17 protein-coding genes, 1 tRNA gene and 1 other RNA gene are annotated in these 13,938 nt (G+C 38.7%); 6 read left to right on the forward strand and 13 right to left on the reverse strand.

The window, feature by feature from the left end; all coding sequences use genetic code 11:
• Nucleotides 1-144 precede the first annotated feature (144 nt).
• Complete coding sequence (locus ACQY77_RS01370; protein ID WP_421939781.1) at nucleotides 145-939, forward strand: SDR family oxidoreductase; 795 nt, start codon at nucleotides 145-147, stop codon at nucleotides 937-939.
• Between the two features lie 17 nt (nucleotides 940-956).
• Nucleotides 957-1,871, forward strand: a complete 915-nt coding sequence (locus tag ACQY77_RS01375; protein ID WP_421939780.1) for a helix-turn-helix domain-containing protein — start codon at nucleotides 957-959, stop codon at nucleotides 1,869-1,871.
• A gap of 40 nt (nucleotides 1,872-1,911) precedes the next feature.
• On the opposite strand, the gene ACQY77_RS01380 is transcribed toward ACQY77_RS01375, so the two are convergent.
• From ACQY77_RS01380 to ACQY77_RS01420, 9 genes are all read right to left on the reverse strand, one after another.
• A complete protein-coding gene (locus ACQY77_RS01380) occupies nucleotides 1,912-2,208 on the reverse strand; it encodes a DUF2798 domain-containing protein (protein WP_421939779.1) in 297 nt (98 codons plus the stop codon).
• Nucleotides 2,208-2,615 carry a cupin domain-containing protein gene (locus tag ACQY77_RS01385; protein WP_421939778.1) on the reverse strand — a complete coding sequence of 136 codons (408 nt, stop codon included), beginning with the start codon at nucleotides 2,613-2,615 and terminating at the stop codon, nucleotides 2,208-2,210. The genes ACQY77_RS01380 and ACQY77_RS01385 overlap by 1 nt, the downstream gene beginning before the upstream one ends.
• A 70-nt stretch (nucleotides 2,616-2,685) precedes the next feature.
• Nucleotides 2,686-3,117 carry an organic hydroperoxide resistance protein gene (locus ACQY77_RS01390; RefSeq protein ID WP_421939777.1) on the reverse strand — a complete coding sequence of 144 codons (432 nt, stop codon included), beginning with the start codon at nucleotides 3,115-3,117 and terminating at the stop codon, nucleotides 2,686-2,688.
• A gap of 341 nt (nucleotides 3,118-3,458) precedes the next feature.
• Entirely contained in the window at nucleotides 3,459-4,547 is a 1,089-nt protein-coding gene (locus tag ACQY77_RS01395) for an NAD(P)H-dependent flavin oxidoreductase (protein ID WP_421939776.1), read from the reverse strand.
• Between the two features lie 11 nt (nucleotides 4,548-4,558).
• Nucleotides 4,559-4,939 carry a nuclear transport factor 2 family protein gene (locus ACQY77_RS01400; RefSeq protein WP_421939775.1) on the reverse strand — a complete coding sequence of 127 codons (381 nt, stop codon included), beginning with the start codon at nucleotides 4,937-4,939 and terminating at the stop codon, nucleotides 4,559-4,561.
• A gap of 74 nt (nucleotides 4,940-5,013) precedes the next feature.
• Nucleotides 5,014-5,748, reverse strand: coding sequence for an SDR family NAD(P)-dependent oxidoreductase (locus tag ACQY77_RS01405; RefSeq protein ID WP_421939774.1), 735 nt, complete (start codon nucleotides 5,746-5,748; stop codon nucleotides 5,014-5,016).
• Nucleotides 5,749-5,815: 67 nt separating this feature from the next.
• Nucleotides 5,816-6,031, reverse strand: a complete 216-nt coding sequence (locus tag ACQY77_RS01410; protein WP_421939773.1) for a tautomerase family protein — start codon at nucleotides 6,029-6,031, stop codon at nucleotides 5,816-5,818.
• Nucleotides 6,032-6,060: 29 nt separating this feature from the next.
• Nucleotides 6,061-6,579, reverse strand: a complete 519-nt coding sequence (locus tag ACQY77_RS01415; protein WP_421939772.1) for a YceI family protein — start codon at nucleotides 6,577-6,579, stop codon at nucleotides 6,061-6,063.
• A 110-nt stretch (nucleotides 6,580-6,689) separates the two neighbouring features.
• Nucleotides 6,690-7,262, reverse strand: coding sequence for a Crp/Fnr family transcriptional regulator (locus ACQY77_RS01420; RefSeq protein ID WP_421939771.1), 573 nt, complete (start codon nucleotides 7,260-7,262; stop codon nucleotides 6,690-6,692).
• Between the two features lie 168 nt (nucleotides 7,263-7,430).
• On the opposite strand from ACQY77_RS01420, the gene ACQY77_RS01425 reads away from it, so the two are divergent.
• Nucleotides 7,431-7,727: a YciI family protein gene (locus tag ACQY77_RS01425; protein WP_421939770.1), complete on the forward strand. Its 297-nt coding sequence runs from the start codon at nucleotides 7,431-7,433 to the stop codon at nucleotides 7,725-7,727.
• Nucleotides 7,728-7,852: 125 nt separating this feature from the next.
• Here the strand turns inward: ACQY77_RS01425 and ACQY77_RS01430 are convergent, their stop codons facing one another.
• Together ACQY77_RS01430 and ACQY77_RS01435 are read right to left on the reverse strand one after the other, a co-directional pair.
• Nucleotides 7,853-8,965, reverse strand: a complete 1,113-nt coding sequence (locus ACQY77_RS01430) for an acyltransferase family protein (protein WP_421939769.1) — start codon at nucleotides 8,963-8,965, stop codon at nucleotides 7,853-7,855.
• Between the two features lie 341 nt (nucleotides 8,966-9,306).
• Nucleotides 9,307-9,379: transfer RNA gene (locus ACQY77_RS01435), tRNA-Lys, on the reverse strand.
• 280 nt (nucleotides 9,380-9,659) lie between these two features.
• On the opposite strand from ACQY77_RS01435, the gene ACQY77_RS01440 reads away from it, so the two are divergent.
• The 3 genes from ACQY77_RS01440 (at nucleotide 9,660) to ACQY77_RS01450 (ending at nucleotide 12,793) form a co-directional block, all read left to right on the forward strand.
• Complete coding sequence (locus ACQY77_RS01440) at nucleotides 9,660-10,772, forward strand: formylglycine-generating enzyme family protein (RefSeq protein ID WP_421939768.1); 1,113 nt, start codon at nucleotides 9,660-9,662, stop codon at nucleotides 10,770-10,772.
• Between the two features lie 104 nt (nucleotides 10,773-10,876).
• Nucleotides 10,877-12,163, forward strand: a complete 1,287-nt coding sequence (locus ACQY77_RS01445) for a sugar MFS transporter (protein ID WP_421939767.1) — start codon at nucleotides 10,877-10,879, stop codon at nucleotides 12,161-12,163.
• A gap of 135 nt (nucleotides 12,164-12,298) precedes the next feature.
• Nucleotides 12,299-12,793, forward strand: coding sequence for a D-glycero-alpha-D-manno-heptose-1,7-bisphosphate 7-phosphatase (locus ACQY77_RS01450; protein WP_421939766.1), 495 nt, complete (start codon nucleotides 12,299-12,301; stop codon nucleotides 12,791-12,793).
• 155 nt (nucleotides 12,794-12,948) lie between these two features.
• Here ACQY77_RS01450 and fsa read toward each other — a convergent pair whose 3' ends face one another.
• Nucleotides 12,949-13,608 carry a fructose-6-phosphate aldolase gene (gene fsa / locus ACQY77_RS01455; protein ID WP_421939765.1) on the reverse strand — a complete coding sequence of 220 codons (660 nt, stop codon included), beginning with the start codon at nucleotides 13,606-13,608 and terminating at the stop codon, nucleotides 12,949-12,951.
• 92 nt (nucleotides 13,609-13,700) lie between these two features.
• Nucleotides 13,701-13,800, reverse strand: an RNA gene (gene ffs, locus ACQY77_RS01460) — signal recognition particle sRNA small type.
• Nucleotides 13,801-13,938 lie beyond the last annotated feature (138 nt).

Below are 13,938 nucleotides of genomic sequence, written 5' to 3' on the forward strand. Positions count from 1 at the left end.
TTCAGATATTTTGAATTCTTTTCTCTTATTAATTAAATGCTTTGTTTGAAACGACTTCCGTCATTTTGGCTACAACAATATGCATTATGGCAACGTCTCTATTTTGAAATCAAACCAATTTTGTGTTGTACAAAAGAAAACAACATGAAAACAATTTTTATAACAGGTGCATCGACCGGATTAGGTAAAGCTACCGCCAAATTATTTCAGCAAAATGGATGGAAAGTAATTGCCACCATGAGAAACCCAGAAAAAGAAACTGAATTGACTCAATTACCTAATGTAACAGTTTTAGGATTAGATGTTACTGATGTTGAACAGATTAACCGGGTTGTAACGCAAGCCATTAAGCAAGGAGTAGATCTTGTTTTTAACAATGCCGGATATGGTTTGGTAGGTCCGATGGAAGCCATTAGCGATGAACAATTGGTGAAGCAAATCAATACCAATTTATTAGGCGTACTTAGGGTAAGTCAGGCCTTTATTCCATATTTCAGAGAAAGGAAAGAAGGTATGTTTATAACCACAACCTCAATGGGTGGTTTATTTACCTTTCCGTTAGGTTCTGTTTACCATGCAACTAAGTTTGCTTTGGAAGGTTGGAGCGAAAGCCTTTCCTATGAAATGGCACTTTTTAATGTGGCGGTGAAAACAGTAGCTCCTGGGGGCATTGCCACTGATTTTGCTGGTCGTTCCATTGATAAACCTGCTCATCCTTTATATGATGAAGTTGACCGCAAACTGTGGGCATTATTTGATTTTGATAGTTTTTCAAGTGCAGAACAGATAGCAGCTGTAGTATATGAAGCGGCAACCGATGGAAAGAACCAGGTTCGTTATGTAGCAGGAAACGATGCCAATACGCTCTACGCAAGATACCTGGAAATCGGCAATGAAGCTTTTAGAAGAGAAATTGGGCAAAACTTATTAGGCATATAATTCCTTAAATTAGCATAATGAAAAAAGCTCCAGCTGCACCATATAAAATAGATTCAATTACCGGCTTGCATCGATTACTAGGCTTGCCAAGCCCATTACATCCGCTAATCAGCCTGATTGATAACACTAAAATTGCGGTAACGGTGGGGCAGCTCCCAGAAACCTTTCTGCTAAGCTTTTATAAGATCTCCTATAAAAAGCTTTTAAAAGGTAAAATTGGTTATGGACAAGGCTATTATGATTTTGATGAAGGCGGACTGGTATTCACGGCGCCTCATCAAATCATTTCCGTAGATGAAGATGCTGAGTTTTTTGGTGTAACCTTACTCATTCATCCCGATTTTATCCGCAATTACAATTTAGCAAAAAGCATTAAGAACTATGGCTTTTTTAACTATGAAGCCAACGAGGCACTACATCTCTCAGAAAAGGAACGCATTACGATTCAGGAAGTATTAGGGCACATTAATAAGGAACTTCAGAATCCTATAGATGATTTTAGTCAGGATGTATTGATTTCTTACCTGGAGGTTTTGCTCAATTACAGTAATCGCTTTTACAAAAGGCAGTTTATCACCAGAAAGGCTGTAAATCATGATTTATTGTCCAGGATGGAAGTGCTCCTAAACAGTTACTTTGAATCTCAAAATGCTTTAAATAGGGGTGTACCAACAGTAGAGTTTCTGGCAGAAGAGCTCAATCTTTCTCCCCGATATCTGAGTGACATGCTACGTTCACTTACCGGACAAAATGCGCAACAGCATATTCATGAAAAACTGATTGAAAAAGCAAAAGAAAAACTTTCTACCACCAGGCTTACAATAAGTGAAATTGCTTACGAACTGGGTTTCGAACATCCACAGTCTTTTAGTAAGCTCTTCAAGATTAAGACAAAGCAATCTCCATTAGAATTTAGGACATCTTTTAATTGAAGATAAAAATTGCGGTAAATAAAAGAGGTGTATCGCTCATCTATAAAATGAGCAGTACACCTTGATTCAGAGAAGATAAAGGTTTTTTTACCAGTCTATCAATTAATTTCTGTAATTGTGGTCCAACCGTTAATATAATTGGAACAACTATAAAATAGCCAACTACCCAGGATTTCAACCAAATCCGAATAAAATTTTCGGAAAATTCTACATTGAGGGCGATTAAACTAAAGGAAATTATTCCTGTAGTGATGATACCCATTACCATTGCAAATGTTTCATAACTGTAGCTATTGAAGAACTGAAATGGATTAGGGGAAGTACAATTTTGTGGCATTATTTTACTAATGTCAGAATAGGTTTTCCCTTTTCTACAATGTAAGTAGCCAGTTCAACCGCTTTTTCGTTGCCTACATTTTTGGCTGAATGTACTGTGCCTGCAGGAATAAAAAGTACTTGCCCGGCCTTTAATATTACCGGCTTTTGCCCTTCCACTTCATATTGCAGTTTCCCTGCCAAAACATAAATAACTTCCTCACCGGGATGAGTGTGTTTCCCAAAAGCACTTCCTTTTTCGAAATCTATTGTAGCTTGTACAGCTTCATGTCCAGGTACATTAAGATCGTGTTTCTGTAAATCCGTGCGTTTGACACCTGTTTGTGCATTTGCGCTTCCTGGTGCAAGGAAGATACCGAGTCCTATTATCGTGATTGCTACTAGTAGCAAGTTATTTTTCTTTTTCATGTCTGTGTTTAATTAGAGGAAAGATGTTGAACTATTTTGATTAAGGAAAATAGTTCAACGTCCTTATATGTTACAAGATGATGGTTTCCACTTTGATATTTCCTTTAGTGGCTTTTGAGTACGGGCAAGTGCCATGAGCAATTTCTGCAATCTGCTTAGCTGTTTCCTTATCAATTCCTGGCAGGCTAATGCTTAAGCGGGCTTGTAAGGAATATTGACCATCTAAAAGGCATAAATCAACTTCAGCATTTACACTTGTATCAACAGGTAGTTTTAATTTTAGTCCGGCAGCGGCAAAACCCATTGCACCGATAAAACAAGCTGACCAGCCAGCAGCGAATAGTTGTTCAGGATTAGTGCCTGCTCCAGATGCTCCGGGGGAAGTTAATTTGATATCTAAACGACCATCAGAACTTTTTGATGCCCCTTCACGACCACCTGTAGTTACTGTTTTTCCGGTGTATAATACTTTTGCTGTTTGAGGATTATTTGTAGTTTCCATTGTTTTAATTTTAAATGATTATTTGTTTTTATTTCCTGATCAAAATTACCCTGAATAAGCTTTTAAAACCATTGGAAAGTAGCTGAACCGGACAAAGTAGTTGGGGAGGCAGACAATTGAACCCCTGGTCCTTGGCCCAGAAACCAGTACCATGCATTATCGAGAGGTTCGTAACGAGGCGCTACGACCGGATTAAGGTTAAGACTGACAACCGAAATGTCTTATCTAATTCTTCCAACTCCCTGGTCTGTGGCTCACGGACCAGTAAATAAATAACCCGCCAAAGGTCGTAGCGAGACGCTACGACCAAATTGAATATTGATACTGGTAACCGAAAAGTCTTACTGATTCTTCAACATTTCAAAATGAGTAGTGGTATCACTAATCAATGCGTCCATCAGTGTTGCAGCTTTTTTATGTTTCAAAATAGGTGCAATTTGTCCACCCCAAAATAAAATCATATCCCATTTTTGCTGTTCAATTGCAGCCAGCCTCAAATGCGACATAAACTGTGATTGTAAAGGGAAGGGTAAAAAAAGCCGATCTTCCCTTAGCAGATCTTTGGCAATTCTACTCGCAATCCCCCTGCCCAATCTGCCCGTAAAGGCGCGGGAAAGGGTTGTATATTTTGAAGCCTCGGAAAAAAGCATTTCTTTATGGATTTCAGTGGCATTGGATTCATCAGTAGCCAGAAAAGCCGTACCCACCTGTGCTGCATCTGCACCCAAGGTTAATGCGGCAGCAATACCTTTTCCAGTTGCGATTCCTCCGGCGGCAATAACAGGTGTTTTTACTTTCTCTTTGATCAATTGCAGTAATACAAATGTTCCTGTAGTGGAGGCTTCGGCACTGGTTAAGAAGGAGGGACGATGCCCTCCCGCTTCAAAGCCGGAAGCTATTATCAAATCAACACCGGCAGATTCCAGTACCAAAGCCTCATCTAAGGTAGTAGCAGCGCCAATGGTTATAATCCCTAATCTGCGGCACTGTTCAAGAATATCAGCAGATGGCGTACCAAACATAAAGCTAAATACAGGTGGTTTTCGGTCAAGTATAACCGCTACCTGATTTTCAAATTTGGTTTGAAAGGGAGCTGGTTTAGCAGGTAACGGTATTCCCAGTTCATCGAAATATGGCTTAAATAAGTCCTGTGCTTTTTTGAACTGCTCATCCGAGACAGTGCCATCAACGGCATCAGTATCTGAAACCCAAAGATTAATATTGTATGGTTTATTGGTAGCAGCCCGAATCTGTTTGTCTACATCCACAATTTCCTGTGGACTTAAAGTATACGCCCCATAACCACCCAAGCCACCAGCATTTGATACCGTTGTTACCAGATCCACAGAAGATAAATTCCCCCCGAACGGACCCTGTAGAATTGGATATTGAATACCCAATATTTCAGTTGCCTTTGTTTGATACCACATATTGTTAGCGTTTAGTTGCTTATATCGGTCATCATTTTATTAACGATAAACCATTGATTGTTTATTTTATGGAAAGATAAGAATTCGTCATAATGAAAATCATACATCTTCACCTGTACTTTTGCCATTGCTATAGAATTAATAACTTCAATAGCAGTAATTGTTCCTTTAAATGGTTTGCCCGAATCCTTTGGACTTACACGGTTTTTAACGCCGGTTAGATAAGCTTCCAGGTTTTTAGCATAAGGTTCACCTTTTATATCACCAAAAAGTAGTGCGCCAGGGTGCAGAATATGTTTCAGTTTGTCAATATCTCCTTCATAAATACCTTTGAAGTAATCTTCTTCCAATGCATTTGCAATGGCTGAAGCATCTTGATTATTGTGTTCCATTATTTTAAAATTTTGGGCTTTTGCTCCGGGTACTATCCCCAAAAATAAAGCCATCCATATCCAGATTTTTATCATTAATTTAAGTGATGACCAGCATCCATGCCTCCATCTACATTGATGATTGCACCACTAATAAAATTGCTTTTAGCAATGGTATACACCATCTCGGCTACGTCTTGTACTTCTCCTACACGGTTTAATAAATGTATCCCGGCACTTTGATCTGCCACGTCGCCATGCATAGGCGTGCGGATTACCCCCGGTGCAACTGTATTGACGCGGATATTATCCTTCCCAAATTCAGCCGCCAATTGCAAGGTTAATGCATGAATAGCACCTTTAGATGAAATAGGGGCGGTGGAAGGTGCTCCACCCAGTGCATGATAAACCAATGGCGTTCCGATATTGATCACTACGCCATTTTTTTGTTTTAACATTTGAGGTAAAATGGCCTGGGTAGTAAAATAGGTTCCTTTCAAATTCGTATTTAGAAACCGATCTAAATAAGCCTCGTCTACTTCTAAGAATGGCTTAGTCTCGTAAATACCTGCATTGTTGATGAGCACATCGGCACTTCCGAATTTATCTAAAGCCGTTTTAAGTAAGGCTTCACCTGTACTTTTATCTTTTACATTTCCCGATACCATGGCTAACTGGTTACCTGCACCCAGTTCCTCGTAAACTTCTTCTAACTTACTCACTGTAGATGAATTAATGATTACATTGTCGCCCCGGTTTAGAAAGTGGCGGGCTATTTCTTTACCGATACCAGATGAGGCACCAGTAACTATAATGGTTTGTGTTTTCATGATATTATTTTATAAAAACCACCACACCAATTGGAGGACATTTACGCATGGTGGTCTCCAGATTAAATTATTTATCTGCGGTTATTCCTCTGGCTCTTAGTTCTGAAACCTGTTCTCCGGCAAAACCCCAGTCATCTAAATCATATTCCTGAATCAAGACATGAGTAAGTTGTGGATTTTTGTTCAATACATCAGATATCAAATCTGTCACCCCTTTAATGAGCGCTTGTTTTTGCGCTTTGGTAACCCCCTCACGGGTTACTTCTATTTTAACTACTGGCATAACTTTAGTTTTTAAGCCTGGACTACCGGTTAGGCAGCTTTAGCAGTGATACTTACGTTTAATTCAAAATCATTGTAGATTAACGTATCGCCCAGATTTTGAAAGAAATTTCCGGAACGAAATTTCATTCCATATTTAGTACGATCGATCAATAATTTACCTGAAGCGGTTAATTTTTCTCCGGCAACATGAATAACAACATCGAAACTAACAGGATGAGTTATGCCTTTGATGGTCAGATCTGCATCAATATGATTTCCATTTACAGCTTTGATCAGAAGTTTGGCTTCCTGATAATCCTGTGTAGAAAAGAAATCGTCTGAAATGAGGTGACCCAGAAATTGTGCATTGGTATCAGGATCGGTGATATCCAATATTTTAATTGAAGTAGTGTCTACAACGATGTTACCATCTGTTAACTTACCATTGTTTAAATTAAGCTCTCCAGCTTTGATACCAATGGTTCCGTTGTGTGCGCCGGTTACCTTTTTGCCGATCCAGTCAATATGACTTTCAGTATTGAGGATCTCAAATTTTTGATTTTCCATTTTGATTTGTGTTTTAATTACACCTCAAAGTACGGTAGGAAAAACGGGCTTAGCACGTGATCTACATCACATTCAAAAAGTAACAATCATTATGTGATCTACGTCACATCTTAGCTGTTATACAACCGGCTTAACGTCTCTCGGGATACGCCTAAATAAGCAGCAATCAGGTTCTTAGGAACGATGTTGTAAAGCTCAGGGTATAAATTCATCAATTCTTCGTATCGGAATTTTACGTTATTATTCATCACAGAAAGGAGCCTTTTCTGAGTGGCTACATAGCCCTTATTGGTTCTCCATCGAAAAAAGTATTCAATGGCATGGATTTCCCTGCATAATTTCTCCCGGTCAGTATTACTTAAACTGAGGACTTCGGCATCTGTAATACAATCTAAAGCGGTTGTAGCTTGGGTTCTGTTGTAAAGTGCATTGAAATCAGAAGCCCACCAGGTAGGTAGAGCAAATTGCAGAATGAACATTTTAAGCTCATCATTAATGAAAAAGGATTTTAAACAGCCGGAAACTACAAAGTATTCACAATCTACTACACTGCCTTCAGAAATGATAACCTGACCTTTTTTAAATTCCTGTAGCTTAAAATGCGAAAATACATATTCAAACTGCTCATCGCTGATTTCGACAATTTTGGCTATGTAGGCTCTTAATGTTTCCCTGGCTTTCATACAGATGATTTGATTCTAAAATTAGTACATATATTATGAAATAGGAAGCGTCGTTTCATGATACCAGATTTTCAGCGCTAAGTGTTGACATATTAAATTATATTTGGATGTAGATCACAGTGTGAACTCAATTGATTATAAAAATAGTTAGTAACGGATACAATACTCATGGAGAAAAAATATTTTGCATTACACCTGCTTCCTTCTCGACCTGATTTTGCTCAAACAATGACAGAAGAGGAACGTAATATCATGAAAGCACACATCGGTTACTGGACTGACCTGATGAATCAAGGAAAGGTATTGGTATTTGGACCGGTATTAGACCCGGCAGAAATTTATGGCCTTGGCATTGTTGCAGTAGACAATGAACAAGAAGTAAAGGATTTTATTGAAGGCGATCCTGCTGGTAAAATTAACAGATATGAATATTTTCCAATGAATGCTGTTGTCCCTTCAAAGTAAGACGTAAATATTGCAAGCCACAAGCTTGTTTAAAATTTCAGTTGCTTCATTTTAATGCAAGGAACGTACAATTACTTATACCTTCCTTGCAAATCTATTGATAGTAAAATGGAAATATCCTTTCATTACTTCAATTTTTTTCTCAACCATTTACGAACGGGTTCATCGTACCATTTCAAACTGACATAGGCCAGAACAACACTCCCCACTAAGATCAATAAGGCATACGGCCAGGCCTGTACAATGGTTGTCCCTTTATTGTTGCTAATCCAGGCTACATAGAAATAAACCAGCGGATAGTGTACCAGATAAAGCGGATAAGATATATCTCCTAAGAATTTGCATATCTTATTTTCCATTTTAGAATGAACAATTCCACTGGCACCCAGGTAAACAATCAATGGAAAAACAAGGATAATACAGATTGATTCGTATATTCCATTCATCCAAAGATGTTCAGCACCTCCAATACGTGGCATATACAATACTATAGCAACCAAAAGGCTGCACCATAAAAATGCATTTTTTATGCGTGTGGGTTTAGCCATTCGTGAAAGCAGCAAACCAGCAAAGAAAGGAAACATCGTTCGGGTAATTCCCACGCGAACCTGCTCTACATTTAGTGTCCAACCTCCGCTAATATCTCCATTCGGACTGGTAATGGCCAAATGAGCCAGTGCTATGGCTGCAATTAATACCAGAATACTCAGTGCTGTTTTAGAAAGTTTCCTGATGCCGATAGCGTACAGAATATTGGCAATATATTCAAAGAACAATGACCAGCCAACACTATTGAGTGGATGCATTTCCTGCCAACCTCTTATATCTAAAGACAATGGAACGGGTAAAATGGTATAACCAACAAGCATCACCAGCATCATTTTCCATAAGGGAACAGTATGGATAAGTGGCCAGATTGCCGAGTCAGTAAAATAGAATCCAATTGCGCCGAGGGTCATTCCTAATATTACCATCGGTTGGAGACGTTCGATTCGGCGCTTAAAGAAAGTCCCCACAGTCATTTTATTCCATCGATCGTCATAAGCATAGCCAATTACAAAACCAGACAATAGAAAGAAAAAGTCAACAGCAAGGTAACCATGATTAACTAGGATATCCAAATGTCCGGTTCCTAATGGTTCAGTCAGGTGAAAGGTTACCACAATAATGGCTGCTACGCCACGTAATCCATCTAGAATAGGGTAGTGGGGCTTCGCAGAAAGGGTATTGTCACTCATTGTTTTTCAGGTATGAAACTAATATTTTATGGGAAAATGGTTAGAATGGCAAACTTAAATAGATTATGTTGTCAGAATTTCATTAAATCGTATCAATATATACACATATAGTCTCATTTTTTCAAAAGTGTAGAAGGGTTGAGATGACTTGTAAATACTGACTATACAATGAATCTGGTTTCCGCTCAAGGAAATAGTGGTTAGAGCTAAGCTTCACTCTTCTGTAATCCCGCTGGGATTTTTTCGCTTGCTTTAATCTCTCGGTAAATGTCTCATCATTAACCAATTCGAAAATGATATAAAACAAAAAACCTCCAAGCTTTTAGGCTTGAAGGTTTTTGTGATCCCGCTGGGATTCGAACCCAGGACCACTACATTAAAAGTGTAATGCTCTACCAGCTGAGCTACGGAATCTTCTTTATTAAAAACGATTAGCTGTTTCCTTTAAAGTGGTGCAAATATAGGCTTAATGAGTATTCACTGCAAATAAATAATTACAAAAAAGCCTACCGTGTTGATTTATAGGCGAATTAATTAACATGTAGTTTATTTTGAATTAAATTACGGCCGATCTGATAATGATGATAACCCGGCATTGAAAATATTAAACTTTAAAGAGGCTATGCTTGCAATAAGTTTAAAGTTTACTAAATTTAGTGCATAAAAATCAATTGTTCTATATTAAATATTATCAATGTTGAAAAGCCGAACCTCAATCTACCTCATTCCTTTATTATTAATCTGCGCCTGTCAATCTAAACCAAAAGAAGAACTTAGTCAGCACCAAAAAGATTCACTCGCTTCTTGCGAAATGAATCTACCTGCTAGGTACGGCAAAGGCTTGGACACAACGAATATAAAGGGAGGAAAGGCTAGTCATGAGGGAATGATTTTTATTCGTGGTGCTGAATTTGATATGGGAGCTACTGATAAAGAAGGAAGAGCTGATGAATATCCTCAGCACAAAGTTAAGCTTGCTTCATACTGGATTGATGCGACGGAAGTAACCAATGCCAGCTTTAAGAAATTTGTTGAGGCCACAGGCTATGTAACCACTGCGGAGCGTAAACCCGATTGGGAAGAAATGAAAAAGCAGCTACCCCCGGGAACGCCAAAACCGCCCGATAGCGTTTTTGTGGCGGCTTCATTGGTTTTTTACCAGCCAAAATCCATTACCACTTTAAATGATGCTGCTCAATGGTGGCGTTGGGTTAAAGGTGCAGACTGGAAACATCCTCAGGGACCCAAAAGCAATATAAAAGGTAAAGAAAATTATCCTGTAGTACATGTTTCATGGGACGATGCCATGGCCTATTGTAAATGGGCAGGAAAACGCTTACCTACCGAGGCGGAGTGGGAATATGCTGCCCGGGGAGGTATCAAAAATGCATTATATCCCTGGGGGAATGAAGATATTGAGAAAGGCAAAGGAAAGGCCAATACCTGGCAGGGGAGTTTCCCGGTTAAAAACACTGATTGGGATGGGTTTTACGGGCTTTCAGCAGTAAAAAAGTTTAGTCCTAATGGTTATGGACTTTATGATGTGGCGGGTAATGTATGGGAGTGGTGCAGCGATTGGTATCGCCCGGATTATTATGAAACCCTGAAAGGTACCTCCGAAAATCCAGAAGGACCCGGTGATAGCTACGACCCTATGGAACCTACCGTACCCAAAAAAGTAGTTAGGGGAGGTTCATTCATGTGTAATGCGTCCTATTGTAAAGGCTACAGAGTTACCTCCAGAATGAAAACATCTGTTGATACAGGACTTGAACATACAGGCTTCAGGTGCGTAAGTTCTAATTAATAGTGATAAAAAATGTTAAATTGAAAATCACGCAAACGTTTGAGTGTAAATTTGCTAAAATATTTCAGTAGATTGGCTGCTTCAACTTAAACAGACCAAACAAGATGCTAAACACTACTCAAGCGGGTACCTCCAAAGGACCTAAGCCACTGATTATCATTTGCGCGCTTTTTTTCATTTTCGGATTTGTTACCTGGGCTAACGGTACCTTAATCCCCTTTTTCAAACTTTCTTTCGGATTATCAGACATTCAGGCGTTTTTAGTAACATTTGCGTCTTATATGGCTTATTTTTTCCTGGCGCTTCCATCTTCCTGGATCCTTAAAAAAGTAGGTTTTAAAAACGGAATCATTTTAGGTTTACTTATCCTGGGATTAGGTTCATTAATTTTTATTCCTGCAGCTCAAACCCGTACATTCGGCATGTTCTTAACAGGCATTTTTGTTCAGGGTGCTGCATTGGCACTATTGCAAACAGCTTCTAATCCTTATCTTACCATTATCGGGCCTATCGAAAGTGCAGCCAAAAGGATCAGTATGGCGGGTATTTGTAATAAATTTGCCGGAATGATTGTACCATTGGTAATGGGCTCATTATTTCTAAAGAATGCTTCAGAGGTTGAAAAGCAGATTCAGGCGGCTACTGGTGCCGCACACGAACAGCTTCTTAATGATGTTTTAGGCCGCGTAAATATGCCTTACATCGTATTGGCTATTGTATTTTGCTTATTTGCCATCGTAATTAAATTCACAGATTTACCTGAGGTAGAAGTAGAGGAAGATATTGTAGCTGATGATGACCGTACTGTAGTTCATAAAACAAGTATTTTTCAATTTCCACATTTGTTTTTAGGCGCACTATGTATTTTCGTTTATGTTGGGGCAGAAGTAATGGCAGGTGATATCATCGGCGTTTACGCCAGAGAGTTAGGCGTAAGTGCCGAACTCAGCGGAAAACTAACCTCACTAACGCTTTTCAGTATGTTAATTGGTTACATTGTAGGGATTATTGCTATCCCGAAATATTTATCACAGCAAAAAGCCTTGAGAATCTGCGCCATTTTAGGATTGATTTTCACACTTCTATCTGTAGCTATACCTAACTACTTTGCTGTATTTTTTGTAGCTCTATTGGGATTGGCCAATTCATTGATGTGGCCGGCTATTTTCCCACTAGGAATTAGTCATTTAGGTAAATTTACTAAAATTGGTTCGGCCATCATGGTAATGGGTATCGCAGGTGGAGCGTTACTTCCTTTTCTGTATGCATTTTTAAAAGATACCTTGCATCTGCACTTTCAAGTCGCCTATTTTGCAACGGTTCTGCCTTGTTATTTATACATCCTATATTTTGCCATTAAAGGTCATAAAGTGGGTGTTCACACGAAATAATTGTTTCTTTGTTAAGAATAAGCCCGGTTTAGCAATAAATCGGGCTTTCTTTTACCATTAATTTTCAGTTATTTTGGCGCAATTATAACAGAGGTCAACACAAGTACCTCTTTCCCAGTTACACAACCTTAAAAAATGAATAAAGCAATTTTTCTTGATCGTGATGGTGTTTTAAATCACGAAATTTATGATTACATCTGTAAAGTAGAAGATTTTCAAATCCTGGATTATCAGATTCCGGTTTTGAAGAGGTTGTATGATGAAGATTATTTACTGATCGTGATTACCAACCAGGGCGGAATTGCTTTAAAAAGATATACTGAAGAAGATCTGGGCATTATGCACCAGATGCTAAGAAATGCATTTGCTAAAAAAGGTGCAGAAATTGCAGCTTTTTATTATTGCCCACATCATCCAACTGTTGGCGGAGAATGCAAATGCCGTAAACCGGCTTCCGGAATGATCCTCGATGCAATAGAAATGTTTGAAATAGATCCTGCACAATCCATTATGATCGGAGATAAACCCCGCGATGTTGAAGCAGCCAACGGAGCAGGAGTGAAGGGAATCCTGATTGAACCTGATGAACAAATCAGCTATGAAAAGATAAAAGAATTACTTGCTTCTTAGTTAGTTACCTAGTAAGTAGTAGTTAGTACATTGTACTTAGTAGTTAGACAAGGTACCGGATGCTGATAATAAAAAAATCCCAAACATCACTGTTTGGGATTTTTTTATTATTCCATTCTCAGACTCAGTACTGAAGACTTCCGACTGAGGACTTCTTACTTACCAGCTGCTTTAGCATGATCAGCTAAGAATTGTGCTAAACCTGAATCGGTTAAGGGGTGTTTCAGTAAGCCAACAATAGCAGCCAATGGACCAGTGATTACATCTGCACCTAATTTTGCGCAGTTAACAATGTGCAAAGGACCACGGATTGACGCCGCTAAAATCTGTGTTTCATAACCGTAATTGTCAAAAATAGTTCTGATATCTTCAATTAAGGTTAAGCCGTCTGTAGAGATATCATCTAAACGACCTAAGAAAGGAGATACATAGGTTGCACCAGCCTTTGCAGCTAATAATGCCTGGCCGGCAGAGAAAATTAATGTACAGTTAGTTTTTATTCCTTTAGAAGAGAAATATTTGATGGCTTTAACACCGTCTTTGATCATCGGTACTTTTACTACGATTTTAGGATTTAAAGCAGCAAGTGCTTCACCTTCTTTGATGATCTCGTCATATGTAGTAGAAATAACTTCTGCACTTACGTTATCTTCAACGATATCGCAGATCGCTTTGTAGTGGTTAATTACATTTTGATCTCCGGTGATACCTTCTTTAGCCATTAAACTAGGATTAGTAGTTACACCGTCTAAAATACCAAGATCTTGAGCTTCTCTGATTTGATCAAGATTAGCTGTGTCGATAAAAAATTTCATGCTTTATAAATTCTTAAAATGATTATTAGGTTCTGTTATTAGAACCCCTGAAGAATTTAGTATCCCCCCTTCAGGGGGTTAGGGGTTAAAAAAAAGGGCAAGCACCTCTTATCGCACCGCTACAACCTTCTACCCTTGCTGTGTTCCCACCCTGGGGGAGTTCAAAGGGAGCTGGTCGTAAAAGACTTGCCCGGCACAAAGGTAGAAAAAGATGTTGTTATGCAAAATGCATTTCCTTATTTTTTTTGGTATATTAGCTATGTCGCTGATTCCTACAAGAATAATTTTAACATCTCCCAAAAAATTAACGGTAATTAGGTTTACAAAATA

Origin of the sequence: Pedobacter sp. (assembly GCF_965279535.1) — a bacterium.
Taxonomy (GTDB): domain Bacteria; phylum Bacteroidota; class Bacteroidia; order Sphingobacteriales; family Sphingobacteriaceae; genus Pedobacter.

Excerpts from the sequence above, each read along its gene's own strand:
- ACQY77_RS01370 (WP_421939781.1), top strand. The coding sequence starts at position 145 with ATGAAAACAATTTTTATAACAGGTGCATCGACCGGATTAGGTAAAGCT.
- ACQY77_RS01430 (WP_421939769.1), bottom strand. The coding sequence starts at position 8,965 with ATGAGTGACAATACCCTTTCTGCGAAGCCCCACTACCCTATTCTAGAT.
- ACQY77_RS01395 (WP_421939776.1), bottom strand. The coding sequence starts at position 4,547 with ATGTGGTATCAAACAAAGGCAACTGAAATATTGGGTATTCAATATCCA.
- fsa (WP_421939765.1), bottom strand. The coding sequence starts at position 13,608 with ATGAAATTTTTTATCGACACAGCTAATCTTGATCAAATCAGAGAAGCT.
- ACQY77_RS01425 (WP_421939770.1), top strand. The coding sequence starts at position 7,431 with ATGGAGAAAAAATATTTTGCATTACACCTGCTTCCTTCTCGACCTGAT.
- ACQY77_RS01440 (WP_421939768.1), top strand. The coding sequence starts at position 9,660 with ATGTTGAAAAGCCGAACCTCAATCTACCTCATTCCTTTATTATTAATC.
- ACQY77_RS01445 (WP_421939767.1), top strand. The coding sequence starts at position 10,877 with ATGCTAAACACTACTCAAGCGGGTACCTCCAAAGGACCTAAGCCACTG.
- ACQY77_RS01410 (WP_421939773.1), bottom strand. The coding sequence starts at position 6,031 with ATGCCAGTAGTTAAAATAGAAGTAACCCGTGAGGGGGTTACCAAAGCG.
- ACQY77_RS01415 (WP_421939772.1), bottom strand. The coding sequence starts at position 6,579 with ATGGAAAATCAAAAATTTGAGATCCTCAATACTGAAAGTCATATTGAC.
- ACQY77_RS01390 (WP_421939777.1), bottom strand. The coding sequence starts at position 3,117 with ATGGAAACTACAAATAATCCTCAAACAGCAAAAGTATTATACACCGGA.
- ACQY77_RS01420 (WP_421939771.1), bottom strand. The coding sequence starts at position 7,262 with ATGAAAGCCAGGGAAACATTAAGAGCCTACATAGCCAAAATTGTCGAA.
- ACQY77_RS01405 (WP_421939774.1), bottom strand. The coding sequence starts at position 5,748 with ATGAAAACACAAACCATTATAGTTACTGGTGCCTCATCTGGTATCGGT.
- ACQY77_RS01385 (WP_421939778.1), bottom strand. The coding sequence starts at position 2,615 with ATGAAAAAGAAAAATAACTTGCTACTAGTAGCAATCACGATAATAGGA.
- ACQY77_RS01380 (WP_421939779.1), bottom strand. The coding sequence starts at position 2,208 with ATGCCACAAAATTGTACTTCCCCTAATCCATTTCAGTTCTTCAATAGC.
- ACQY77_RS01375 (WP_421939780.1), top strand. The coding sequence starts at position 957 with ATGAAAAAAGCTCCAGCTGCACCATATAAAATAGATTCAATTACCGGC.
- ACQY77_RS01400 (WP_421939775.1), bottom strand. The coding sequence starts at position 4,939 with ATGGAACACAATAATCAAGATGCTTCAGCCATTGCAAATGCATTGGAA.
- ACQY77_RS01450 (WP_421939766.1), top strand. The coding sequence starts at position 12,299 with ATGAATAAAGCAATTTTTCTTGATCGTGATGGTGTTTTAAATCACGAA.